Here is a 24,966-nt window from a genome sequence, read left to right as displayed (position 1 = left end):
CTCTTACTTTTGATTTCCTTAGACAGATTTTTCTTGTAAGCTTACCCTAATTTTTTCGCATCTCTTCCCATCAGACCAACATATCAGTAAAATAGAGAAGGTTAGGGGGATTGCATGTGAAAGATCAACGCTTTAAAATAGCGCATCGAGAGGCGCTTATTGGGATAGGACTAGTCCTTGTCAACTTTACGATTTGGTTTGGCTTTGCCTATGGATTAGGTTCGGGAGACCCCAAAAATTATTCATATGTCTTTGGTTTCCCTGCTTGGTTTTTCTATAGCTGTATTGCAGGGACAGGCTTTATGATCCTACTCATCTGGGTTGTAATGAAGCTCTTCTTCAAAGAGGTGCCATTTGATGATGAGGAGGGGGATCGCTAATGCACTGGCAAGTTGTATTTCCATTGCTATTATTTTTAATTATTATTTTCGGAATTGGTGTTTGGTCCAATAAGCATATTCGGTCCTCTAATTCATTCCTACAGGAGTATTTTCTTGGTGGTCGTGAAATGGGTGGTTTTATCCTGGCGATGACAATGATTGCTACATACGGCAGTGCGAGCAGCTTTATCGGAGGACCTGGTGTGGCCTATACGAAAGGGCTTGGCTGGGTGTTATTGGCAATGGCACAGCTGCCTGCAGGTTATTTTGTACTGATGATTTTAGGCAAGAAATTTGCTATTATTGCTCGTCGTTACCAAGCTATTACGTTAATCGATTTTTTACGAGAGCGCTACAAAAGCCATGTCATTGTCATTTTATCAGCCATTAGTATCATTGTTTTTCTATTTTCGGCTATGATGGCGCAATGGGTAGGTGGTGCACGCTTAATTGAGTCATTAACAGGCTTAAAATACACAACGGCACTATTTATTTTTGCGATTTCAGTGCTAGTGTATGTCATTATTGGTGGTTTCCGAGCTGTTGCTTTAACGGATACTGTGCAAGGTTCGATTATGGTCGTTGGCACAATTATTCTATTAATCGGCACTATTATTGCAGGTGGTGGCATCGATAATATTATGGCCTCACTTGTCGCTGAAAATCCTAATTTTGTGTCACCATTTGGAGCGCAAGGAGATTTAACACCATTGTATGTTTCGACATTTTGGATTTTAATTGGTGTAGGGGTTGTAGGGCTTCCGCAAATTGCTGTCCGTGCCATGAGCTATAAGGATTCTAAAAGTATGCACTTAGCCATCATTATTGGCACGATTGCCATCGGGACAATCATGTTTGGCATGCATTTAATTGGTGTATTAGCACGACCTGTCTTACCTGGCATTGAGATTGGTGATAAAGTAATGCCGCTTCTGACATTAAAGGTATTGCCACCATTTTTAGCGGGGATCGTCTTAGCTGCGCCAATGGCTGCTACCATGTCAACTGTCAATGCCCTGCTTATGCTGGTCAGCTCCACGGTTGTCAAAGATATTTATTTAAATTACATGAAGCCACAAGCTAGTGATGCAGAGATTAAACGTGCAAGCTTTGTTGTGACAACGGTTATTGGCTTAGCTGTTATTATCTTTGCGCTCAACCCACCCGATTTATTAGTGTGGTTGAATTTATTTGCTTTTGGTGGGCTAGAGGCTGTCTTTATCTGGACAGTAGTTTTAGGATTGTATTGGAAAAAAGCCAATAAATATGGTGCGATGGCGTCCATGATTACAGGCATGTCCTTGTATATTATGATTGATCGCTTTTATCCTTCCGTCTTTGGTATGCACACGGTTACGATTCCCATTGTTGCATCCTTCATTATTTTTATTCTCGTTAGCTTAGCCACAAGTCATAAATTCAAAAATGAGCAACTCATGATTTAAATCAAAGAACGCCGCAGATACAAGTCTGTGGCGTTTTTGTGTTTAATGAATCATAAAATCATAGGCATTTTTCGCAAGCAATGTCACTGTCACTACGATAAAGAGCGTACGAACAAAACCGCTTCCTTTTTTGATCGCCATTCGGGAACCAAGCATAGCGCCACCAATTTGAGCAATGCCCATCACGAAGCCATAAACAAAATGGATTTGACCTAAGTAGGCGAACATACAAAGGCCTGCCACGTTACTTGCCAAATTTAAAAACTTTGCATTTCCTGCCGCCTTTAAAAAATCAAAGCCTATCAACAAGAAGCTAAAGATTAAAAAAGAGCCTGTACCAGGTCCAAGAAACCCATCATAAAAACCAATGCCAAATAATAATCCCATAAATAATAGTAAGTGGGTTCTAGAGAGAGTTTTTACGCTAGAGACAGCGCCCCAATCCTTTTTGAAAATTGTATAAACCGCAACGGCTGCCAGCATCACGAGCATTAATGGCTTTAGTAATGCTGGATTGATTAAATGCACGGTCCATGCACCAAATAAGGAGCCGACAAAGGCAAGCGGGAAATATTTGAGAACGGATCGTATTTCAAGCTGACCAGAACGATAAAAGGAAATGGAAGATGTCAGTGAGCCCATTGTCCCGGCAAGTTTATTGGTTGCAACAGCAGCGGCTGGATTGAGGCCAGCAAACAATAAAGCTGGCAATGAAATTAAACCGCCTCCTCCCACTACTGAGTCGACAAAAGCCGCCAGAAATCCAAATGAAATTAACAGGATAAGAATATGTACATCGACTTCAAAAAACATATTACACCTCTTTTAAATTAGTTACTACTGAAATAGTAACTAATTTTAATTACGCTGTAAACCCTCATTTTTTCATTGGCAAATCTTCACAACAGTAGCCTATAATAAAGATAATGGAGGGATTACATGGAGGAATTAATCGCCCAGTTGAAAGACATGGGCTTTACAGAATATGAAGCAAAGGCCTATACGGCACTTGTGCAGCAAAGTCATGTTAGTGCCTATCAGGTCAGTAAAAATTCTGGTATACCACGCGCAAGAATTTATGATATTTTAAACGTCCTTGTAGAAAAGGGAATTGTGCTAAAAGAAGAAACGGCTGAACAAACGACCTATGCGGCTATGCCTGTGTCTGTGTTTTTACAGCAAATGCAGCAGCGCTGGCAATCGAATTTTACATCCATGAGTACGAAATTAGAAAAATTAGAGGAAAAAGTGCAGGAAGTGGAGCCAAAAGTAGTCATGCTAAAGGGCAAGGAGGCGATCATCAACTATTGCCAGTCACTTTTAAAAAAAGCCAAGAAAAAAGTGATTCTATCGATGTGGGAAGATATGTATGATACTTTAAGGGGAGATATTCAAGAAGTGGCACAGCATGTTCCTATTCATGGTATTACCCTATATGTAGGGGAACAGCTAGAGTCGATTGACCAGCATAGAGCTACACACTACACGAAAAAAACGTCTACACCACATTGGTTTATTTTATCGGTAGATGGTCAGGAAATGATTTATGGTCACTCTCCATCTACGCAAGAAATGGCCTTTATCACCAATGACCCTGTCCATATTTATTTGTTAGAGGATTATGTTTGGCATGACGTCCTTATCAATCGATTGGTAAAACGTGATGATCAGGAATTAGAAGACTGGATTGCTAAGGAGCGTAAAGCTTTTTTCTTAGAATAGTCATAAGGGAAGGGGAGTAACGTGAAAAAATTCGTGTTGCTAGGTTTAATGAGCTTATTAATGTTAGGAGCATGTAACGCTAAAACGCCTACCAAATCACTAATGATTCATGAGCTAACTGTCGTTCCAGACAATATTCAACAAAAAATTGAGGCTAATGATAAGATTCAATTATTGTATGAAGATGACTCTACGTATTATCTTGTTTATTATTCGAAAGGGAATGTGCTGGCAAGTATTGCGGCTGAAGAAAATAGTCAAGTCATCCAACTGAAAGAAGGTAGCGAGCAACGAAAAGTGGCTCAACCCTATGTATATAAAATCATCACCAAAGATCCTGAGCTATACACGATTGATTTGCGAATAAACGGCGAGAGTACGCCAATAGATCGCGTAACCTCTATATAAGACAAAAACCGAAATCCCATTAAATGAGATTTCGGTTTCTTTACAAGATATCTTAATAAAAGACTTTCTCTACATTGTATTTGGAGCGGAAAGTGTTAATCGCATATGTTTCGTAAATTTCACGTTCCATTGGATCTTCTACTTCATAGACCTCAATTTTGAACACTTCATCACGATGATTTTTCATCGGAGATACATTGTCCTCGAAATGCTTTTTAATACGTTGACGAATTTTACGTGCTTTGCCGACAAATAATAGCTCATTCTTGTCATTATAGAATAAAAAAATGCCGCCTTTATCACGTGTGATTTTATGGAAGTCAATAAAACCAAAGTATGGTGTGATAGGCACATCACCAGGTTTTACTTCTTGTTCACGTTGACGGATGACTACATCAGGTTTTGGAAATTCAATTTTAATCAAAGTATTCACGTTCCTCTCTGTTACTAAAGTTATATGGTAACATAAATACGGCATGTTTACCATAAATTTTAAATGTAGAAACACTACTTATAGCAAGCTTAGTGTACATCAAATAAACGAGGAACATGCATTTGAATCACAAAATATTCTATGAATTATTGATATTCTAACTAATTCATGCTACAATTCGATGTAATTAAATAATCTTATCAAGAGAAGCTGAGGGATTTGGCCCGATGACGCTTCAGCAACCTCTAACAATTGTTAGAAAGGTGCTAATTCCAGCGAAGGATTTTTCCTTTGAGAGATAAGAGTGGACGTGAAAAAATCCTTCTCATTCTATCTCGTATGGAATGAGGAGGATTTTTTAATTTGTCAGCAAGGTTTGCTAAAAGAGAGTGATCAAAGAGAGGGGAACGCAAGATGCCAATTAATATTCCGAAAAATTTACCAGCTGGAGAACATTTACGTGAGGAAAAAATCTTCGTCATGGAAGAGGACCGTGCGAAAACACAGCAAATTCGTCCGTTAAACATATTAATATTGAATTTAATGCCTGAAAAAGAAAAAACGGAGCTTCAATTACTACGTTTATTAGGGAATACACCGCTACAGGTAAATATCACCTTTTTAAATACGGCCACACATGAGTCGAAAAACGTCAGTAAATCACATTTACAGCTATTTTACACAACGTTCAACCAAATTCGTCACCGTCGCTATGACGGGATGATTATTACGGGAGCACCTGTAGAAAAAATGGCCTTTGAAGAAGTTAACTATTGGCGGGAAATTTCAGAAATTATGGACTGGTCCAAAAAGAATGTGACATCCGTTTTACATATCTGTTGGGGGGCACAGGCGGCACTGTATCATCATTATGGGATAGGAAAGGTAGAACTTTCAGCTAAATGCTCAGGTGTCTATTCCCATGTAATCACCGATTTAACAGTGGATTTAGTACGTGGCTTCAGTGATTTATTTACCGCTCCACATTCACGCTATACTTCTGTTTCGATCGACGAGGTTCGCAATCATCCAGACTTACGATTATTATCCTATTCAGAGGATGCAGGTGTGTTCATCGTCCAATCAAAAGATAATAAAAACATTATGATTACAGGGCATCTGGAGTATGATGCGACAACATTAGCCGATGAATATAGCCGTGATGTCGCAAAGGGCATAGATATCGCTGTTCCTGTGAATTACTTCCCGAATGATGATCCATCACAGGAGCCAATGAATACATGGCGTGCCCATACGCATTTATTATTCTCTAACTGGTTGAACTACTATGTTTACCAAGAAACACCATACGAATGGGATTTTGTAGATGAAATTGAATATCATATTTAATTAATAAAAAGTCTAATTTCTTTTCTCACCATAAAAGAAATTAGACTTTTTGATTGTCATTCGTTGTTTCTGTATTAGGCGTTTCGGTACTTTGAGCTTTGGTTTTGCGATTTCGTATAACTGCGACAATCAATAAAAGTATCGGTAATAAAATGGTGATTATAAAAGAAAAGATTGGCCAAATTTCATTATTGTAATTGGTTGAATGTACAATGTCTGGATGAATAATTTGAGAAAGCCCAATGACAATTAGACCCATCGGTAATATGAGAGGGCGATGATCCTTGATTTTTAAAATTTGCGCAAGACCGACAACAGTCGTATAGAAATACATAAATGTGCGAATATAAATGGATGAAATCCACATAAAGGCCATGATGATTTCAATGCGCTGCAAAAAATTCCCTATCGATATTCTTTGCGCTAAGGCATAGCTAGGAAATGTTCTAGATGACGTATTCTCAGGTCCTAAAACAAGAATCGATAGCACAATCAACGTAATTAAGACGATGCCACCGAGGATTGTCCCAAAATATAACCCTTTCTGTGCAGATGGCTGTACATTGACACCAGCAGGATACAGTATTAATAACACCAGTAATGGAAAGGAAAAGATACTCATAAAGCGTGCAATACTATAAAGCATAGATGTTTTGGTTGCTTCTAATAAGGGTTGAATGTTCTCAAAATGAATTTGAGGCGTAATACAAACCATAAAAAAAATAAAAATAAAGACAAATGCTGGAAAAATAATTTCTGCTGAACGGGCAAAGGTCTCAATGCCTAAATAAGCAGCGTACATAATGATAATACTAAACATCAAGGCAAATGCTAATGTCGGAGTCTCCGGCATGACTTCGGTTTTCATAAAAATACCGATAAAATAGAGTAATTCTCCAGCAGATAGAAAGGTTAAGATTAGGAAACAACTGGCTGTGATTTTTCCAAAAAAACGACCAAGAATTTTTTCATTTGCCTCTACAAAATTAAGTGACGGTGTTTGGTTGGCTAGTGTTAAAAATAATTTAACGGCCAGCAGGCTAAGGACAACTCCAATGCAGGCGGCAATCCATGCATCTTGCTTAGCGGCACCCGTAATACTAGAAGGGATAATTAAAATTGCCGTTCCGATAGAATAGAGGAATGTAATGATTGTAAATTGTCTTGAACTAATAATCTCTTTTTCCATCGAGCAACCCTCCATTTTTTATCCTTCTATCTATTTTGTTAATGACACAATATAATCTTTAATTGGTGTAAAGATAAAGGTAATCAAATCCAATGGGCTTGGAATATGGATTTTTAGCGCATTTCCCATATTCAAAGCCGTTCCGATGAGAAGCAAAATAGAAAATACGACAATGGTTTTTGAATCATGCTGCTTTTTTAGTTTTGGTATAAAAATAAGTGCTAGGATCATTGAAATGATAAAGATGGCTACAGCTAGCACCATTTCGTTACTCCTCCTTTGGCTTGTTTAATAATGAATTTTGCATCGTACCTAAACCTTGTGTCGTTACTTTCACTTGCACATCTACCGCCAAATCTGGAAAGATGGAAGCCCACTCATCCTTAATTTTTTTCCACTGTTTTGGATCTGCACGATGTAAGGCATCACCGAAACCAAACACATCAACCTCATATTGCTGTTGTATTTTCTCCAATGTTTTTTGAATTCGTTCATCAATGCCCTTAGCTGTTTTTTTATTGACATAATCAATGGATTTATTTTTTGTAAGATCAATATCACATTCGACCTCTCCTATGTTCTGCTCAACATGAATACGGACATCAATTTTCGGCTTTCCGTTATCAAAAGACCCTTTCACTTTTGTTGTGGATTGAGTGATTTCAGATGATAGAGTTCCTTTCTTTGGGCAGGCTATGATTTCAATCGTACTCTGTATTTTATCATTCAGGAAACTAACGCTTTTACTTTCTCCCTCAGTCAATAGTCCAATATATTTATCCCCTTTAAAGACCGCTAATCCTGCATACTGCAACAGCACAGGCGTTTTAACTCGTTGCACATTTGTTTGATCTACACCTAATTTCTTATCACCATGTACTTCAATAGCAGTAATTAATGCCCCTTTATGTTTATTCGTTAATGTATTGACTAACTCATCTATATTGACAGCTATTGTGGCGCCCCAAGCTTTTTCAGAGACATCAAGGGAATTTAACATTTTATTAGCGGGTATCTTTTCAATGGGCGTTAGTACATTTAACACTTCCTTCGCTGTCGCTTCATGAGACATAATGACATCGAAATCCTTACGAAATTCATGGTCCCTTACAATTAAATCAAGTGAATCACTAATTCCTTCTTTTGCTAGATCTTCCCCTAAAACAACCACTTGAAGATGGGCAAAATACGGTTTTCGGGCAGCGTTGGTTGTCATTTTTCGAATTGCCTCAAAGATGGTCTCGCCTCTCGAATGATAGCTAACGACAGGAGAGCGTTGCGTGGAAGCCTGTCGCATCGAAATTTCACTTGGATCAACAATTTGAACGGTAATCTCATATTCTTCGTCTATTTTGTCAATACCCAGTGCTACGACAATGGCTAATTCATTTAATTCACGCTTACTCCAGCAGCCACTTAACAGTAAAGTGAGGATACATAGTAAGCAAATCACTTTTATTTTTGCCATATTCCATTCCTCATTTATCCAGTAGTTATTTCCTGCCCTTTACATTGACATATTTATGTCCTCTAACAATATTTTTTTGATTAACTAAACGAGGTCGTGTTAGTAACTTTCTACGAGGGAACAAAAGAAAGGCATCCTTTTGATCCTTTAAAACTAACGGTGCAAATGGACTTAAATAAGGTACACCAAATGAACGAATACTACATAAATGGAGAATAATGACCATAATACCGAACATAACACCAAATAAACCAAACATAGCTGCTAAAATCATTAATGGGAAACGTAACACACGAATCGTATTCGACAAACCGTAGGCAGGGAAAAGAAAACTACAAATTGCTGTTAAAGCTACAATAATGACCATTACAGCAGATACCACACCCGCATCAACTGCCGCCTGACCAATAACTAAAGTACCGACAATAGACACCGCTGGGCCGATTGTTCTAGGCATACGAAGCCCAGCCTCCCTTAATACCTCAAAGGCAATCTCCATAATGAGTGCCTCCACAACTGCGGGGAAGGGAACGCCTTCTCTTTGTGAAGCAATACTAATTAACATTGGTGTTGGCAGCATTTCCTGGTGAAAGGTAGTTATAGCCACATATAAGGATGGCGCGACTAATGCCAGACCGATGCCAAAAAAGCGAAGTATGCGTACAAGTGAGCTAATCATCCAATGCTGATAATAATCCTCCGCTGATTGCAAAAAGGATGTAAATAACGCTGGTACTACTAAGACAAAGGGAGTACCATCAACTAGAATCGCCACTTTGCCATCTAATAATTCACCAGCGATAACATCTGGACGTTCTGAATTGTAAACTGTTGGAAACATAGAGTTTTTAGAGTCTTGAATAAAATCCTCTATATAGCCACTTTCCAGTATGCCATCGATATTAATGCGGTCTAATCGGGCTAATACCTCTGCGACGATTTTGTCACTGGCAATGCCATTTATATACATAACCGCTACATCTGTTTGTGTCACATCACCGATAACTCGTGACTTTATCCAGAGATTCGGGCTTTTTATTTTGCGACGGATGAGCGCTGTATTGGTACGTATGGTTTCTGTAAAGGATTCCCGAGGACCTCGAATAACAGATTCAGTCGATGGCTCTGTAACGGCTCGATCCTTTGCACTTCTGGTACTTGTCACAATCCCTTCTGCAAACCCATCTAATAAAATAACCGTTTCCCCATTGAGAATGGCATTGTAGAGTGTTGTGAAATGCTCGATATTCGACACATCCCCAACTGTTAAATAGGAGTTTCGTACATATTGATTAATGGTCGTTATTTCAATGTCTTGTTCTTCCTCGATATTTGCCATAAGCTTATCAATAACAGAATCGGAGATTGTCGTTTTATCTGACAAGCCATCGATCGAAATGATAGCGATGTTATGAGGGGTAGATTCACCAATTGTGATTTCACGTATGATGATGTCATTACTGTGACCAAGCGCCTGTTCAATGATTTTTTTATTTTTAGCTAGGGATGTATACAACAAATCGTTTGTATGGGATGGGGAGGTATCGATATTGTTAGACATAGACATGTGTTTTCCTCCTCAAATATACGCTCATTATTTATAGAGTGGACAATTTTTTGGAGAGATAAACGAGGTGAGGGTGAAAATCTAACTATTGGCATGATGGAGCCAAATAAAAAAACAGTCTATCCTTTCATGGACTGAAAGGATAGACTGTTTTATGTACGATAGTCATATTGCAATTCATCATTACTAGCATCAACGTCAACATGTAAGTTGTGATCGTTAAAGAACCAGAGATCTTTCTCATCAATGTAATAGGTTACATCATCAACCACTGTCTGTACGCCTATAGCAATAGGTTCTTCACGAGTCATGCCAAGTGAAAAGCCTTCATGAAAAGGACTAGAGCCACCATAGCGTGCATAAAAACGAATCGTATCACCTGGTTCTACTTCCATTTCGTGTTTGAACCACTGGAGTGCTTCATCTGTCAATGCAATGTTCATTTCGAATGCTCCTCTCTTCCTAAAGCCATTTTACCTTTGGCTCAGTGCCGTTTTTAATACGTGTAATATTGGCACGGTGACGATAAATAATAAAGGTAAATAAAAAGGCTACCAAGATGCCTAATGCAAAGTCACCCGTAACAAAATAATAAACGATTGCATAGATAAGTGCTACTAAAGCGGCTATCATCGATGTTAGGCTGACGATCTTTGTGATTTTTAATGTCACAATAAAGGTAATAAATAATAGGACAAAGAGTGGCCACGAATAGCCTAATAAAACACCTGCGGATGTTGCCACTGCTTTTCCACCACGGAAATTGGCGAAGATCGGAAACATATGACCGATTACGGCAACAAGACCAAGTAATAAGGGATGCAGTGTGCTGTCAGAGAAAACGGGAAGTGCTACTAATAAAACCGCAGCTGTTCCTTTGAGCACATCCATTACGGTTACAACAATACCTGCTTTTTTCCCTAATGTTCGGAATGTGTTGGTTGCACCAAGATTACCGCTCCCGTGTTCACGAATATCGGTATTATAAAAAATTTTACCTATCCATAATCCAGAAGGTATAGAGCCGATTAGATAAGCACATAAAATAATAAGTCCATTGATCATAGCTGGACTCCTTTCATTCATAGTCCATCACTTGGTACTAATAGTTTGTAACAAGTATTTTACACTTTTTCTTGCTAATCTACAATGTTATGAAGGAGATTTCATTAGGAGCCTTGAATTCAATACAAAAGAAAACCTATTAATAAGGGGTAGGCTTTCAGACATGAGATTCTAGAAAGTGAAAAAAAGCCTTTATAAAAATATAGGCAAAAAGGCAATTTTGTCAATCCTTCATTCCTTTGGTAGAATAGAAGTCTAACTTTATCCAGTTTAACCGTAATAAACATTGTAGCGTTTACACTGAACTAGATTCTATGTATGCTGAAACTAAATCGGCTACTATGCGTCAAACGTTTATGGATACTAGTAGCAGTCTGCCCTGCTTAAATACCAATTTTAAGCAACTGTTGCAGATGTTTACTATTGATAAAGATGATCAAAACTGTGAGCAAATTTTAAAAATTTAATGGACCTGTCGCTAGCTATTGACAGGAAATGCTATTATTATTAGGATGAGAACATAAATAGAACATGCGTTTGTTTTTTGGAGGGGAATTTTTTGACGAATAAACAGTCAACTAGCGTTTATAATGATGACGCTATACAAGTATTAGAAGGATTAGAAGCGGTACGCAAACGACCTGGCATGTATATCGGTTCAACGGATGGCCGTGGACTTCATCACCTTGTGTATGAAATCGTAGATAATGCGGTGGATGAAGCACTGGCCGGCTTTGGATCTCATATTATTGTCACAATTCATAAGGATCAAAGTATGAGTGTGCGCGACTTTGGCCGTGGGATGCCAACAGGTATGCATAAAATGGGTAAACCTACCCCTGAAATTATTTTTACGGTGCTACACGCAGGTGGTAAATTTGGACAAGGTGGTTATAAAACAAGTGGTGGCTTGCATGGTGTAGGTTCCTCTGTAGTTAATGCACTATCAACATTTTTAGAGGTGACGATTCATCGTGATGGTAAAAAGTATCGTCAGCGCTTCGAGCATGGTGGACATCCTGTCACAACACTTGAAGAAATTGGGCAAACGAAGCAAACAGGTACACTTGTTCATTTCCTACCAGACGAAACGATTTTTTCTGTCACAAAATTCAATTATGATACGTTAGCAGAACGTTTACGTGAATCAGCCTTTTTATTAAAGGGCTTAAAAATTGAATTAATCGATGAGCGCGAGGAAGGCAAACAAGATGTATTCTTTTATGAGAATGGCATTGAAGCTTTCGTTGCGTATTTGAATGAAGAAAAGGATGTTCTTCATCCTGTGAAATATGTAGAAGGCATACAAGATGATATTGAAGTAGAATTCGCTTTCCAATATAACGATGGTTATTCAGAAACGATTTTGTCATTCGTTAATAATGTACGTACTCGTGATGGCGGCACACATGAAACGGGTGCAAAAGCGGCATTGACGCGTGTATTTAATGAATATGCAAGAAAAATCGGCTTGCTAAAGGACAAAGATAAAAACCTTGAAGGGACAGATATTCGTGAGGGTTTAGCAGCAATCGTGTCTGTTCGTATTCCAGAGCATTTATTACAATTTGAAGGACAAACCAAGGGCAAGCTTGGTACAAGTGAGGCTCGTTCAGCCGTAGATAGCGTAGTGTCAGAGCAAATTTTGTATGTGCTAGAGGAAAATGCAGAGTTATCGGCTTCTCTTGTACGTAAAGCAATCCGTGCGCAACAAGTAAGAGAAGCGGCTCGTAAAGCGCGTGAGGACGCTCGGAATGGCAAGAAAAGCAAAAAAGGTAGTACGATTCTATCAGGCAAATTAACACCAGCTCAGTCTCGCAATGCGGCCAAGAATGAGTTGTATTTAGTTGAGGGTGATTCTGCGGGTGGTTCTGCCAAACAAGGTCGTGATCGTACATTCCAAGCGATTTTGCCTTTGCGCGGTAAGGTCATCAACACAGAAAAAGCCAAGCTACAGGACATTATGAAAAACGAAGAAATTTCAACGATTATCCATGCGATTGGAGCAGGTGTTGGCACGGATTTTGCTGTGGAGGATTCAGCCTACGATAAAGTAGTGATTATGACCGATGCGGATACGGACGGGGCACATATTCAAGTCTTGCTCTTAACGTTCTTCTATCGTTATATGCGTCCACTCATTGAAGGAGGCAAAGTCTATATCGCTTTACCACCACTTTATAAGGTATCAAAAGGTACTGGTAAAAAAGAAGTGATTGAATATGCTTGGACAGAAAACGATTTACAAAAGGCCATCCAGAAAGTTGGAAAGGGTTACATATTGCAGCGCTATAAAGGTCTTGGTGAGATGAATGCTGACCAGCTATGGGATACGACAATGAACCCTGAGACACGGACATTAATTCGTGTCACAATCGAGGATGGTGCACGTGCAGAGAGACGTGTCACGACGTTAATGGGTGATAAAGTAGAACCGCGTCGTAAATGGATCGAAGCCAATGTTGACTTCGGTATGGAGGATGATTCAAATATTTTAGAAAATGAATTCATCCAACAAGAGGAGGACCAAGCATGAGTAGTACAGAAAAGTTTCAAGATTTACCGCTAGAAGAAGTGATGGGTGATCGTTTTGGTCGCTATAGTAAATATATTATTCAAGACCGCGCGTTGCCTGATGCACGTGACGGTCTTAAACCAGTACAGCGTCGTATTTTATATGCAATGTTTACAGAAGGCAATATACAGGATAAACCATTTCGAAAATCCGCAAAAACTGTCGGGAACGTAATCGGTAATTACCATCCGCACGGTGATAGCTCTGTTTATGAAGCAATGGTACGTATGAGTCAGGACTGGAAGGCACGTCATATGCTTATTGAGATGCATGGTAACAATGGTTCGGTTGATGGTGATCCTCCAGCTGCGATGCGTTATACAGAGGCGAGACTGTCTGCTATTGCTGGTGAAATGTTACGAGATATTGGCAAGAAAACGGTCGAGTTTGTACCAAACTTTGATGATCAAGATATGGAACCAACTGTTTTACCTGCACGTTTTCCAAACTTACTAGTCAATGGCTCTACAGGGATTTCGGCTGGCTATGCGACAGATATTCCCCCGCATGCGCTAGATGAAGTGCTGGATGCTGTGTTAATGCGCTTAGACAAGCCGCACGTGACAGTAGATGAATTGATGACTGTGATTAAAGGGCCGGATTTCCCAACAGGTGGGATTATCCAAGGGGTAGATGGCATCAAAAAGGCTTATGAAACAGGTCGAGGTAAAATCATTGTCCGTGCGCAAGCCGTAGTAGAACCGATCAAGGGTGGCAAAGAGCAAATTGTCATCACGGAATTACCATATGATGTGAATAAAGCGAATCTTGTGAAAAAAATTGATGAGCAACGTGTAGATAAACGTTTAGAGGGTATTGCGGAAATCCGAGATGAATCAGACCGTACAGGCTTACGTGTTGTGATTGAGCTGAAAAAGGATGTTCCGGGAAAAGGAATCTTACAATACCTATTTAAAACAACAGATTTACAGGTAGCTTATAATTTTAATATGATTGCTATTCATAATCGTCGTCCAACGATGATGACATTGCCATTATTGCTAGATGCCTATATTGCGCATCAAAAAGAAGTGGTGACGAACCGTTCGATTTATGATTTACAAAAGGCAAAGGATCGTTCTCATATTGTAGAAGGGTTAATTAAAGCACTCTCCATTTTAGATGAAGTGATTGCGACAATCCGTTCTTCTAACGATAAGAAGGATGCGAAGCTTAATTTACAAGCGAAGTTTGATTTTACAGAGGTACAAGCCGAGGCGATCGTTAGCTTACAATTATATCGTTTAACGAATACAGACATCACAGAGCTTCGTCAAGAACAAGACGAGTTAAATAAGTTGATTGCGAAGCTAGAAGGAATTTTACAAAGTGAAGCCAAGCTTGTACGTGTCATTAAACAAGAGTTACTAGAGATTAAGAAACGCTTCACAGAGCCACGTCGCTCGAAAATTGAGCAGGAAATAGAAGAAATTAAAATTACGCTAGATGTCCTTGTGCCAAGTGAAGAGGTTGTGGTGACGGTGACAAAGGATGGCTATATTAAACGTACATCCACACGTTCACATGCCGCTTCCAATGGTCAGGATTTTGCGATGAAGGATTCGGATTACTTATTGTATGAAGCAACCTTAAATACACAGCATCATCTGTTACTGTTCACAAATCGAGGCAATTATATTTACCAGCCTGTTCATGAGCTACCTGATATTCGCTGGAAGGATCTTGGACAGCATATTTCAAGTATTGTGCCAACAGGGGAAGATGAGTCTATTATTGCAGTGTATGGCTTTGAAACATTCGAACAGCCAAATACGTATATTTTAACAGCTACAAAAGATGGTCAAATTAAACGCTCCCCACTGGCAGATTATGCGGTGACGCGTTATTCGAAGCCAATAAAAACAATGAATGTCAAAGCGGGCGATGCGATGATCTATGCATCGTTTGTGACAGATGATGTGGAACTGATGTTAACAACGGATACAGCCTATGCGATTCGTTTCCCACTGGAGGAATTGCCAGTTACAGGAGTGAAAACAGGCGGTGTCAAAGGCATCACGTTAAAGGATGGAGAAGCCTTAGTCGGTGTCAATGTGCTACAGCCTGATGCTACACAATATGTGGTAATCGTCACACAGCGTGGAGCCGTGAAGAAAATGAATGTTGCAGAAGTTGAAGTGGCAAGTCGTGCAAAACGTGGTCTAAAAGTATTAACAGAATTAAAAGCAAATCCTCACCGTATTGTGGCAGTTATTCAAGCAACGAATGAGGAGCAAATAGTGATTGAAACGGAAAAAGGTGTACAAGAGCTCATTGATGTCCAAACATTGACGCGTGCTGATCGCCATTCCAACGGTTCGTTTAAAGTGGATATTGCAACAGATGGGGCTATTTCCCATGTTTTAACGGCTAAAAAAGAACAGAAACTAAGCTAATGATAAGCCCAGTCTCTTAGGAGTGCTGGGTTTTTTTACGAGAGCAGTCGTTAGTCAAAAATAGCATCTTGTCATTTTAGCGTAACTATGGGTATAATAATCAACGAAAAGTTCATAGCACAAGAATGTAGGGGGGCTAGTAGTTGCTAGCTGAGATTGTGTCCGATAGACGCTGACCCTTTGAACCTGATTTGGCTCGTACCAGCGTAGGGAACATCTATTCAAAAAAGCAAAGTTTTGAAGATTGATTGCAATACGTCTGGGAGGAATCCTAGGCGTTTTTTTATGTTTTCAAGCAATATCTTGCCAAACGCATACGCTTTCTTTCTGGTGACAACATTCAATCATGAACACTTTCACATTATCAACTAGGAGGACTTCGCATGAAAAAATGGTTATTTATTCTAGTGGCTGCACTTTTAACGTTAGTGGGCTGTAGTGACAAGGAGGACAAGCAGGCTACTGATCAGCTGAAAAAAGTATCAGTGGTCTTAGATTGGACACCAAATACAAATCATACAGGGCTGTATGTCGCAAAAAAACTCGGTTATTTTGAGGAGCAGGGCTTAGATGTTGACATTATTATGCCTGGGGAGGCAGGAGCCGATCAGCTTGTTGCTTCTGGCAAGGCAGAGTTTGGTGTGAGCTATCAGGAAGGGATTACACAGGCTCGTGTGCAAGATGTGCCTCTTGTCTCCATTGCCGCTATTATTCAACATAATACATCTGGCTTTGCTTCTATTGCATCAAAAGGTATTACATCACCAAAGGATTTCGAAGGTAAAACCTATGGCGGTTGGGGGGCTCCACTAGAGCAAGCTGTCTTACAATCATTGATGCAAACAGAAAAGGCAGACATTCATAAACTAGATATCGTCAATGCAGGAGATTTAGATTTTTTCACGATGATGCAAAAGGATATTGATTTTGCTTGGATTTATTACGCGTGGACAGGTATTGAAGCTGAGCTACGGGGTGAAAAGATTAATATGCTGTACTTAACAGATTATAGTGATCAGCTGGACTATTATACACCTGTTCTAGCTACAAATGAAAAAATGATCCAGGACAATCCTGACCTAGTTAAAGCGTTTGTGGCGGCTGCATCGAAGGGCTATGAATACGCCATAGCGCATCCAAGTGAGGCGGCTGATATTTTAATAGAAGCGGCTCCCGATTTAGATCAAGCGTTAGTGCATAAAAGTCAGGAATGGCTAGCCGATAAATATCAGGATGATGCCAAGCAATGGGGAGAGCAAAAGCTTTCTGTATGGGAAAACTATGCAAAATGGATGTCTAGCAACAACGTGTTAGAGGGCGAATTTAATGCGAAACAAGCCTTTACAAACGATTTCTTACCTAAAAAGGAGACCAAATAAGATGGCGAATTCATTAATCAGTGTTCAAATCATTCCAAAAACAGAGAAATTTGAGGATGTTATACCGTATGTCGATGCGGCGATTGCTGTGATAGATGCTGCTGGTGTGAAATATGAGGTACATCCGTTGGAAACGACGATGGAAGGTGAGCTGTCAATGTTGCTGCAAATCATTGAAAAAATGAATGACAAGATGATTGAGCTTGGTGCTATCAATGTCATTACACAAGTGAAAATATTATATCAGCCAACTGGTATAACAATGGATACATTAACGGAGAAATACCAGTAATGAAACAAGCTTTGCAAAAGGGAAGGACGATTATTTTTATCGCCTTCCTCTTATTCGTGTGGGAGCTCATTGTGCATGTGGCTGAAGTTCCTCATTGGTTATTACCTGCACCAAGTAGTATTTTGTTGGAAGCTTTTAAAGCCTATCAAACCTTTTTACCACATGCTTGGGCTACGATGCAATTAGCTTTATTAGGACTTGCCATTGGCATTGCCTGTGGATTAATGGTGGCGATTGTCTTGCATCGATTTACATTTATTCGGGAGTTGTTTTATCCGATTTTAATTATGTCGCAAAATATCCCTATTCTTGTCTTAGCACCATTGCTCATTATTTGGTTTGGCTTTGGTTTATTACCAAAGCTCATCATTATTTGCCTCGTGTGCTTTTTCCCCATTGTTATTGCGGCAATGGACGGATTTCGGCAAACAGCACCTGAATTAAAGCATTATTTTGCCATGGTTGGTGCTACAAAGGCGCAAACTTTTTGGAAGCTTGAATGGCCTCATGCATACCCAACGATTTTTTCAGGTGTAAAAATTGCTGCGACGTATAGTGTGATGGGCGCTGTTATTGCGGAGTGGCTTGGTGCAAAAAAAGGAATAGGCGTTTATATGACCTTAGCACAGTCCTCGTTCCGCACTGATCGTGTATTCGTAGCCATTTTTGCGATTGTTTTATTAAGCTTACTGTTGTTTAGCAGTATTCGCTTACTTGAAAAATTCATGGTGAAGGGGAGAGGCTATCATGCTCAGCATTCAAAACATCGCTAAATCCTTTGATACCCTGCAAGTTCTTGAAGATGTATCCTTTGACGTTAAAGATGGAGAGTTTGTGGCCATTGTTGGTCCCTCTGGCAGTGGTAAGAGTACCCTTTTTCAATTAATTGGTGGCGTTTCTACGATTGATCAAGGGGCCATTTTATTAAATGAAGAGGAGATTCAGCGAAAAAGAGGAACGATTGGTTATATGCCTCAGCAGCCTTGTCTACTACCTTGGCGCACGATTTTAGAGAATGTCACACTCGTAGAGGAATTACAGCATCAACCAAATGCTGAACGTGCTATAGAGTGGCTTGAAAAGGTGGGGCTTGGTTCATTTATCCATGCTTATCCAAACGAATTGTCAGGCGGCATGCAACAGCGTGTATCTTTTATACGTGCGATGGTCAGTGATAAGCCGATTTTATGCTTAGATGAACCATTTTCTGCGCTGGATGAATTCACCAGACTGGAAATGCAAGCGTGGCTATTATCCATCTGGGAAGCCTATCGTAAATCAATACTATTTGTCACGCATAGTATTGAGGAAGCACTCTTTTTAGCGGATCGGATCCTTGTTTTAAGCAAACGTCCTGCGACGGTTAAAAAGGAAATCATCGTGCCGTTTGAGAGACCTCGGAAAGAGGAAATTCGACATTCTGCAGCATTCACAGCGTTAAAGCAACAATTATTTATGTATTTACAGGAGGAAAAGGGTGATATGTTTGTTGATTGATGCTCATATTCATTTGGATCAGTATCGAGATGAGGAAATTCCAGCCTTACTTGAAGAGGTAGAGACGGTGATTGCGGTTAGCATGCAGTTGTCGTCCTGTAAAAGAACATTGCATTTATCGAATAACTATCAGCCAGTGAAAGCCGCTTTTGGCTTTCATCCGGAACAGCCTTTACCAAATCCAAGCGATGAGGAGGCATTATTTGATTGGATCCGTTCACATAAAGAACATATGGTAGCTGTTGGTGAGGTCGGTTTACCTTATTATTTAAGACAACAGCAAACGATAGATGACCGACTTTATGTGGCTCTATTAGAGCGTTTTATAGTCTTGGCAAAGGAATTGGATAAGCCAATAGTGTTACACGCTGTCTATGAGGATGCTAGCATCGTTTGTGATTTACTTGACAAACATCAGCTTCGCCAAGCACATTTTCATTGGTTTAAAGGGGATGAGGCTGTGGTGAAACGCATGATTCAGCATGGCTATTTTATTTCGATCACCCCTGATTGTTTGTATGAACAAGAAATTCAACAGTTGATACAAGCTTATCCCATTGAACTAATGATGGTGGAAACGGATGGTCCTTGGCCTTTTGAAGGACCGTTTACAAATAAGCGTACATCTCCGTGGATGATGCATTCGACCATTGAGGTCATAGCGTCCATCAAGGGGTTGTCGACACAGGAAGTGGCTCAAATTATCACGCAAAACACCAATGCCTTCTATCGGCTTTAAAAGAAAAAGCAGTATAGGGAACGTTAGTCGTCCTTATACTGCTTTTTATGTTTTGTGAAATCATGATCGAGTTTCTCATTCTTTGTTTTTGTTATGCGCTCGTGTGTACTGAAGGATATAGATTGACGGTTTTTTTCAACATCCTTGCCGACAGTTCGTTTAACATGCATCCGTTTCTTTTTAGCCCTCGATTGTGACATGAGCATAACCTCCAATCTTTTTCTCATTCTATAGTAGCGAATAGGGAAGAAAAAGTAAAACCTCGTAAGCGAGATGCTTACGAGGGTGTTGAGTGATTAGTGAGATACGTCCTGTACAGAAATACCTGTGTTTGCTTTAACGTCAACTTCACGATACTTCGCGTCATCCGTTTCTTTAGAAAGTAATGTACCGATGAAACCACCAAGGAAACCAAGTGGTACAGAGATTAAGGCTGGGTTCGTTAACATGATTAATGGTTCACCAACGAAAATCGCCTTACCTTCAACTGGATTCCATACGTTTGGTGAAATAGCAACTAACACTAATGCAGAAATTAAACCTGTTAACATCGCCGTTACAGCACCAGCTGTATTAAAGCGTTTCCAATAAATTGTATAGATAATAACTGGAAGGTTAGCAGATCCCGCAATACAGAATGCTAGAGATACTAAGAATGCAACGTTTAATGTTTGTGCGCCAAGTGCTAATAGGATAGAAATAACAGCGATTGTAATGGAACCAATGCGAGCTGCAAGAACTTGCTCTTTTTCTGTAATTTTACCCTTTTTGATAATTTGTCCATAAATATCATGAGATAGGGCAGATGCACCTGAAAGTACAAGGCCTGCTACTACCGCTAGGATTGTTGCGAAGGCTACCGCACAAACGAATGAGAATAGGATGTCTCCACCAAGTGCTTCTGCAAGCAGTGGGGCAGCCATGTTACCAGCAGCGTTTGCAGCGATAATATCTTCTTTCCCAACAAATGCTGCTGCACCGAAACCTAAGAAAATTGTTAGAACGTAGAAAATACCTACGATCCAAGTAGCCCAAATAACCGATGAACGAGCTGTTTTTGCGTCTTTTACTGTAAAGAAACGCATTAAAATATGTGGAAGACCCGCAGTACCCAATACTAAGGCAATTAACATAGAGATTGTATCAAGTCCATTTGTGTATTTTAGACCTGGATTTAAATAAGCAGCACCACTATCAGTAGCTGTTGTCATTTCTGTAAACATTGTCGAGATACTGAAGCCGAACTCTTTTAATACTAAGAACGAAATAATCACTGTACCAAGCATTAACAGACAAGCTTTGATGATTTGCACCCAAGATGTCGCTGTCATACCACCGAATAATACGTATGTTGTCATCATGAAACCTACGATTAACACGGCAATCCAGTAGTCGATTCCTAAAAGTAATTGAATAAGTGCTCCTGCACCAACTAGTTGTGCAATCATGTAGAATAAAACAATTGTAATCGTGCTTAAAGCAGCTGTTCCACGAACTTTTGCATTATTGAAGCGAGCTGTAATCATGTCAGCTAATGTAAATTTCCCAAGGTTACGTAATGGCTCAGCAACGATGTATAACACCACTAAGTAAGCTACTAAATAACCAATAGAGAAGAAGAATCCATCAAATCCAAATAATGCGACTGCACCAGCGATACCTAGGAAAGAGGCTGCTGATAAATAGTCTCCAGCGATAGCTAGTCCATTTTGCCAACCTGTTAAGCCACCACCTGCCGTGTAGAAATCACTTGCGGAAGATGTACGTTTAGATGCCCACCATGTAATAACTAATGTTAAACCAACTATGGCTACGAAGAAGAATATGGCTGTAAAACTCATTCCGTTACTCATCGGCGGCCACCTCCGTTTTCGTATTCAGCGATAATCGCTTTTGCTTCTCTATCAAAGTTGTTTGCCTTAGCTACATATAAATGACATAACCCCCATGTCATGATGAATAGCCCCGCTGCATAGATCCACACCCAAGTAATTTCCCCAAATGCCTTTTGATGTAGAATTGTCGTGTACGATGTCAGAATTGGTAACAACATGTATGCCAATAAAAATATGACAGTTATAGACCAAAGAAAAGAATTTTTTCTGCGTACAAGAGATTTAAATGATTCTTGGTTTGCAATTGCATCATAGTCAATCACGATACCTTTTTTTGCCTGATTGTTCGCCATTAACATTCCCCATTTTGTGTATATTTTTTCTACCTCAAGACTTGATTTTGCTAGTTTAGTGAATTCACATTTTCATTTTATGAAACAGTTCACAAAATTGCAATACATTTCAGAAAAATTATGCAAAAAAAATTTTTCAGAAAATAGTCCCGAGAGAGAAAAAATGGCACAAACTCAAGAATATAGGGGGTTTTAGAAAATTCAGATAAATAAATAAAGCAAAGGGAAATCTAGATTCTTGACAAAAATAGAAGGGTAAATTTACAAGAAAATCTTGTTTTTTCAATTAAAATTAAACACCATTTACCTAGTGGGAATTGGATTTTTTCTGTTTTTTGGAAGAGAAATAGTATTGTTCAATAAATAAATTAGTAGATATTGAATAACAAAAAAGGCGAAAAACTCGATGAAAAATCGAATTTTTTGCCTATTTTTTTGCATTTTTTGAATTGGGATTCATTATGCAAGAGGTGAATAAATATTAATGAGAAATATCAGAAACAGATACGCCTGTATTCGCTTTCACACGAATTTCTTGATAAATACGTTCAGCTTCTTCCTGTGGTACTTTGCTAGCTGTCAAAACTGTACCAAGGTACCCAGCAATAAAGCCTAATGGAATCGTAATAATCGCAGGAACAGCAAGTGGTACAAGCGGTTGACCAACAAAGATGGCTGCACCTTCAACGGGGCTCCAGACATTCGGTCCCATTGCGCCTAAAATTAAACAGGACACTAAACCCGTTACCATAGCTGTTACAGCTCCTGTGGAATTAAATTTCTTCCAATAGATTGTATAAAGGATCACAGGTAGGTTGGCTGAGGCACCGATACAAAAGGCAAAGGATACTAGGAACGAAACATTTAAGCTTTGGGCAAACAATGCAAGAATAATAGACACAATCGCAATCGAAATAGAGCCTGTACGTGCAGCTACAACCTGTTGCTTTTCAGTTAATTTCCCTCCTTTTATGATTTCTCCATAAATATCATGAGAAATAGCAGAAGCCCCCGTTAACACTAAGCCTGACACAACAGCTAAAATCGTCGCGAAGGCTACGGCGCCAATAAATGCCATCAAGACATCTCCGCCTAAATAATGCGCTAGAAGTGGGGCAGCCGTATTACCAGCCTTACTTTCAGCAAGAATTTGATCTAATCCAACAAAGTTTAGCGCACCGAACCCTAAGAAGATCGTTAATGAAAAGAAAATAGCTGTAATCCAAGTTGTCCAAGAAATAGAAGAACGTGCTGTCTTGGCATCTTTTACAGTAAAGAAACGCATTAAAATATGTGGTAAACCTGATGTTCCTAAAACTAAAGCCATCATCATCGAAACGGAGTCGATTGTGCTTGTGTATTTAATCCCAGGCACAAGGAATTCTTCCCCATGATCCATTGCAATTGTGTCAAACATTTTCATAAGAGAGAAATCAAATTTCATTAACACTAATACCGCTAATAGACCTGTCCCAAATAATAACAAGCTTGCTTTAATAATTTGTACCCATGAAGTTGCTGTCATGCCGCCGAACAATACATACGTTGTCATCATAACGCCGACAATTAACACAGCAATCCAATATTCAATTCCAAATAGTAGTTTAATTAATGCACCAGCACCTACAAGCTGTGCAATCATATAAAGAATTACAATAATAATCGTGCCTGATGCAGCCACGCCACGAATTCGTTTTTCATTAAAACGAGCCGTTAACATATCTGCTAATGTGTAACGCCCCAAATTACGCATAGGCTCAGCAATGACATAAAGAAGCACTAAATTTGCTACAACATAGCCAACAGAGAAGAAGAAACCATCAAAACCAGTTAAGGCAATCGCACCAGACACCCCAAGAAAGGCAGCTGCTGATAAATAGTCACCAGCAATCGCAAAGCCGTTTTGCCACCCCTTTAATCCACCACCGGCTGTGTAAAAATCAGCAGCCGAGGAAGTGCGTTTTGCTGCAATATAGGTAACGACAAGTGTTAATCCAACAATGGCTAAAAAGAAACCTACAGATACAATATTCATTTAGTTACCACCTTTCGCATGATACTCGGCTAGCACAGCAGCCGCAGCTTTATCGAATGAAGCAGCTTTTTTTACATATACTGTACAGAGCACAATGGTCATGATAAATAACCCTGCAGAATATACCCATACACCCGTAATATTTCCGAATAATTTTTGTTGTAGTACAGGTTGGAAGGCAAGGATCGGAAGCAAAATATAAAGAATTAGAAACACTGCTGTAATCGAGAAAAGAAAGGTATTTTTCTTTTTCACAAAGGTATTAAACGATTCCATTGCCTCAATTGCATGATAATCAATTGATTGAGCCTGTTTTTCACTAGAAACATTCGCCATTATTATTCCCCCTAAAGTTATATATTTCTGTTTTAAACGACATATTTCTTTTTCTTTCGTCGTTATATTCACTTATTTTATGGGGGATATTCTTATAATGCAATACTAAATTTTGAGTTTTTATAATTTTTAGTCAGTTTAGTTGCGTAGAAATAACATAGAAATATTAAGTGTTTAATAGAATAAAATGGTATTAAAGAGAACGAGAATTTCGAGTGAAATAATATTATTGAAATAGTTTGTTGCTGATAAAGTTGAATGTAGGAGAAAATATATTCACAAAAGAGAATTTTCTGTATTTTATTATTCTTCTATTAAAACCCAGAGAAGTGTAAAAGGTAGAAATAGTTTGTTATATAACAACCGTTCTTTCTCTTGGGAAATAACGAAAATAATAAAAAAAAGCTTTCAAAAAAATTTTGAAAAGGATGTGTCATTTGGAAGATGTAGTGTAATGAAATACCAGAATCAGTTAATGTTCACATGTTATACAAATAGCAAT

General features: G+C 39.1%; 25 protein-coding genes and 2 riboswitches. Of the genes, 12 read left to right on the top strand and 13 right to left on the bottom strand.

Translation table 11 applies throughout. The features are described from left to right. Positions 1 to 116: 116 nt before the first annotated feature. Together MKY46_RS12415 and panF are read left to right on the top strand one after the other, a co-directional pair. Positions 117 to 380, top strand: a complete 264-nt coding sequence (locus MKY46_RS12415) for a YhdT family protein (protein ID WP_330493289.1) — start codon at positions 117 to 119, stop codon at positions 378 to 380. Continuing rightward, complete coding sequence (gene panF / locus MKY46_RS12410) at positions 380 to 1,825, top strand: sodium/pantothenate symporter (protein WP_141905757.1); 1,446 nt, start codon at positions 380 to 382, stop codon at positions 1,823 to 1,825. The genes MKY46_RS12415 and panF overlap by 1 nt, the downstream gene beginning before the upstream one ends. Positions 1,826 to 1,867: 42 nt before the next feature. On the opposite strand, the gene MKY46_RS12405 is transcribed toward panF, so the two are convergent. Then, positions 1,868 to 2,638, bottom strand: a complete 771-nt coding sequence (locus MKY46_RS12405; RefSeq protein WP_089932798.1) for a TSUP family transporter — start codon at positions 2,636 to 2,638, stop codon at positions 1,868 to 1,870. Between the two features lie 126 nt (positions 2,639 to 2,764). Here MKY46_RS12405 and MKY46_RS12400 point away from each other — a divergent pair, with 126 nt between their 5' ends. After that, on the top strand, positions 2,765 to 3,547 hold the full coding sequence (locus MKY46_RS12400) for a TrmB family transcriptional regulator (protein ID WP_089932801.1): 783 nt from the start codon (positions 2,765 to 2,767) through the stop codon (positions 3,545 to 3,547). Between the two features lie 21 nt (positions 3,548 to 3,568). Beyond that, complete coding sequence (locus MKY46_RS12395; RefSeq protein WP_330493291.1) at positions 3,569 to 3,955, top strand: hypothetical protein; 387 nt, start codon at positions 3,569 to 3,571, stop codon at positions 3,953 to 3,955. 52 nt (positions 3,956 to 4,007) lie between these two features. Here MKY46_RS12395 and MKY46_RS12390 read toward each other — a convergent pair whose 3' ends face one another. After that, positions 4,008 to 4,433: a nucleotide excision repair endonuclease gene (locus MKY46_RS12390; protein ID WP_170829836.1), complete on the bottom strand. Its 426-nt coding sequence runs from the start codon at positions 4,431 to 4,433 to the stop codon at positions 4,008 to 4,010. Positions 4,434 to 4,582: 149 nt separating this feature from the next. Continuing rightward, positions 4,583 to 4,693, top strand: a riboswitch (SAM riboswitch). Between the two features lie 109 nt (positions 4,694 to 4,802). On the opposite strand from MKY46_RS12390, the gene metA reads away from it, so the two are divergent. Beyond that, positions 4,803 to 5,738, top strand: a complete 936-nt coding sequence (gene metA / locus MKY46_RS12385; RefSeq protein WP_036117598.1) for a homoserine O-acetyltransferase MetA — start codon at positions 4,803 to 4,805, stop codon at positions 5,736 to 5,738. 40 nt (positions 5,739 to 5,778) lie between these two features. On the opposite strand, the gene MKY46_RS12380 is transcribed toward metA, so the two are convergent. From MKY46_RS12380 to plsY, 6 genes are all read right to left on the bottom strand, one after another. Then, positions 5,779 to 6,927 (bottom strand): GerAB/ArcD/ProY family transporter, encoded by a 1,149-nt coding sequence (locus MKY46_RS12380; RefSeq protein ID WP_089932808.1) that lies wholly within the window; start codon positions 6,925 to 6,927, stop codon positions 5,779 to 5,781. Between the two features lie 30 nt (positions 6,928 to 6,957). After that, positions 6,958 to 7,191: a hypothetical protein gene (locus MKY46_RS12375; protein ID WP_036117602.1), complete on the bottom strand. Its 234-nt coding sequence runs from the start codon at positions 7,189 to 7,191 to the stop codon at positions 6,958 to 6,960. A 4-nt stretch (positions 7,192 to 7,195) separates the two neighbouring features. Then, entirely contained in the window at positions 7,196 to 8,395 is a 1,200-nt protein-coding gene (locus MKY46_RS12370; RefSeq protein ID WP_340834368.1) for a Ger(x)C family spore germination protein, read from the bottom strand. Positions 8,396 to 8,420: 25 nt separating this feature from the next. Next, positions 8,421 to 9,962, bottom strand: coding sequence for a spore germination protein (locus MKY46_RS12365; protein ID WP_036117608.1), 1,542 nt, complete (start codon positions 9,960 to 9,962; stop codon positions 8,421 to 8,423). A gap of 152 nt (positions 9,963 to 10,114) precedes the next feature. Beyond that, positions 10,115 to 10,405: a HesB/YadR/YfhF family protein gene (locus MKY46_RS12360; protein ID WP_036117611.1), complete on the bottom strand. Its 291-nt coding sequence runs from the start codon at positions 10,403 to 10,405 to the stop codon at positions 10,115 to 10,117. A gap of 19 nt (positions 10,406 to 10,424) precedes the next feature. Further along, positions 10,425 to 11,027 carry a glycerol-3-phosphate 1-O-acyltransferase PlsY gene (gene plsY, locus MKY46_RS12355; RefSeq protein WP_036117616.1) on the bottom strand — a complete coding sequence of 201 codons (603 nt, stop codon included), beginning with the start codon at positions 11,025 to 11,027 and terminating at the stop codon, positions 10,425 to 10,427. Positions 11,028 to 11,586: 559 nt separating this feature from the next. On the opposite strand from plsY, the gene parE reads away from it, so the two are divergent. The 7 genes from parE to MKY46_RS12320 all read left to right on the top strand — a co-directional run bounded on the left by parE (position 11,587) and on the right by MKY46_RS12320 (position 19,905). After that, a complete protein-coding gene (gene parE / locus MKY46_RS12350; protein WP_036117619.1) occupies positions 11,587 to 13,563 on the top strand; it encodes a DNA topoisomerase IV subunit B in 1,977 nt (658 codons plus the stop codon). Next, complete coding sequence (parC, locus tag MKY46_RS12345) at positions 13,560 to 15,998, top strand: DNA topoisomerase IV subunit A (protein ID WP_340834367.1); 2,439 nt, start codon at positions 13,560 to 13,562, stop codon at positions 15,996 to 15,998. The genes parE and parC overlap by 4 nt, the downstream gene beginning before the upstream one ends. A gap of 119 nt (positions 15,999 to 16,117) precedes the next feature. After that, positions 16,118 to 16,228: riboswitch (TPP riboswitch) on the top strand. 153 nt (positions 16,229 to 16,381) lie between these two features. Further along, a complete protein-coding gene (locus tag MKY46_RS12340) occupies positions 16,382 to 17,377 on the top strand; it encodes an ABC transporter substrate-binding protein (RefSeq protein WP_340834365.1) in 996 nt (331 codons plus the stop codon). A gap of 1 nt (position 17,378) precedes the next feature. Continuing rightward, entirely contained in the window at positions 17,379 to 17,669 is a 291-nt protein-coding gene (locus tag MKY46_RS12335) for a thiamine-binding protein (RefSeq protein ID WP_036125941.1), read from the top strand. Further along, the gene (locus MKY46_RS12330) at positions 17,669 to 18,442 is read left to right on the top strand and encodes an ABC transporter permease (protein ID WP_271909947.1); all 774 of its coding nucleotides are present in this window, start codon (positions 17,669 to 17,671) and stop codon (positions 18,440 to 18,442) included. The genes MKY46_RS12335 and MKY46_RS12330 overlap by 1 nt, the downstream gene beginning before the upstream one ends. Further along, entirely contained in the window at positions 18,417 to 19,166 is a 750-nt protein-coding gene (locus tag MKY46_RS12325; protein WP_340834363.1) for an ABC transporter ATP-binding protein, read from the top strand. The genes MKY46_RS12330 and MKY46_RS12325 overlap by 26 nt, the downstream gene beginning before the upstream one ends. Beyond that, positions 19,156 to 19,905: a TatD family hydrolase gene (locus MKY46_RS12320; protein WP_141905741.1), complete on the top strand. Its 750-nt coding sequence runs from the start codon at positions 19,156 to 19,158 to the stop codon at positions 19,903 to 19,905. Before MKY46_RS12325 ends, MKY46_RS12320 begins: the two co-directional genes overlap by 11 nt. Positions 19,906 to 19,928: 23 nt before the next feature. Here the strand turns inward: MKY46_RS12320 and MKY46_RS12315 are convergent, their stop codons facing one another. From MKY46_RS12315 to MKY46_RS12295, 5 genes are all read right to left on the bottom strand, one after another. Continuing rightward, the gene (locus MKY46_RS12315) at positions 19,929 to 20,105 is read right to left on the bottom strand and encodes a hypothetical protein (protein ID WP_170829828.1); all 177 of its coding nucleotides are present in this window, start codon (positions 20,103 to 20,105) and stop codon (positions 19,929 to 19,931) included. A 96-nt stretch (positions 20,106 to 20,201) separates the two neighbouring features. Continuing rightward, complete coding sequence (locus MKY46_RS12310) at positions 20,202 to 21,746, bottom strand: solute symporter family protein (RefSeq protein WP_058843561.1); 1,545 nt, start codon at positions 21,744 to 21,746, stop codon at positions 20,202 to 20,204. A gap of 8 nt (positions 21,747 to 21,754) precedes the next feature. Continuing rightward, positions 21,755 to 22,093 (bottom strand): DUF485 domain-containing protein, encoded by a 339-nt coding sequence (locus MKY46_RS12305; RefSeq protein ID WP_036125957.1) that lies wholly within the window; start codon positions 22,091 to 22,093, stop codon positions 21,755 to 21,757. A gap of 481 nt (positions 22,094 to 22,574) precedes the next feature. Continuing rightward, positions 22,575 to 24,128 (bottom strand): solute symporter family protein, encoded by a 1,554-nt coding sequence (locus MKY46_RS12300; protein WP_101966697.1) that lies wholly within the window; start codon positions 24,126 to 24,128, stop codon positions 22,575 to 22,577. Next, positions 24,129 to 24,464, bottom strand: coding sequence for a DUF485 domain-containing protein (locus tag MKY46_RS12295; RefSeq protein ID WP_058843543.1), 336 nt, complete (start codon positions 24,462 to 24,464; stop codon positions 24,129 to 24,131). Positions 24,465 to 24,966 lie beyond the last annotated feature (502 nt).

It is taken from the genome of Lysinibacillus sp. FSL M8-0355, assembly GCF_038008985.1.
Taxonomy (GTDB): domain Bacteria; phylum Bacillota; class Bacilli; order Bacillales_A; family Planococcaceae; genus Lysinibacillus; species Lysinibacillus fusiformis_D.
Note: the sequence above shows the minus strand (reverse complement) of the source record. Positions and strands in the feature narration are given on the sequence as shown.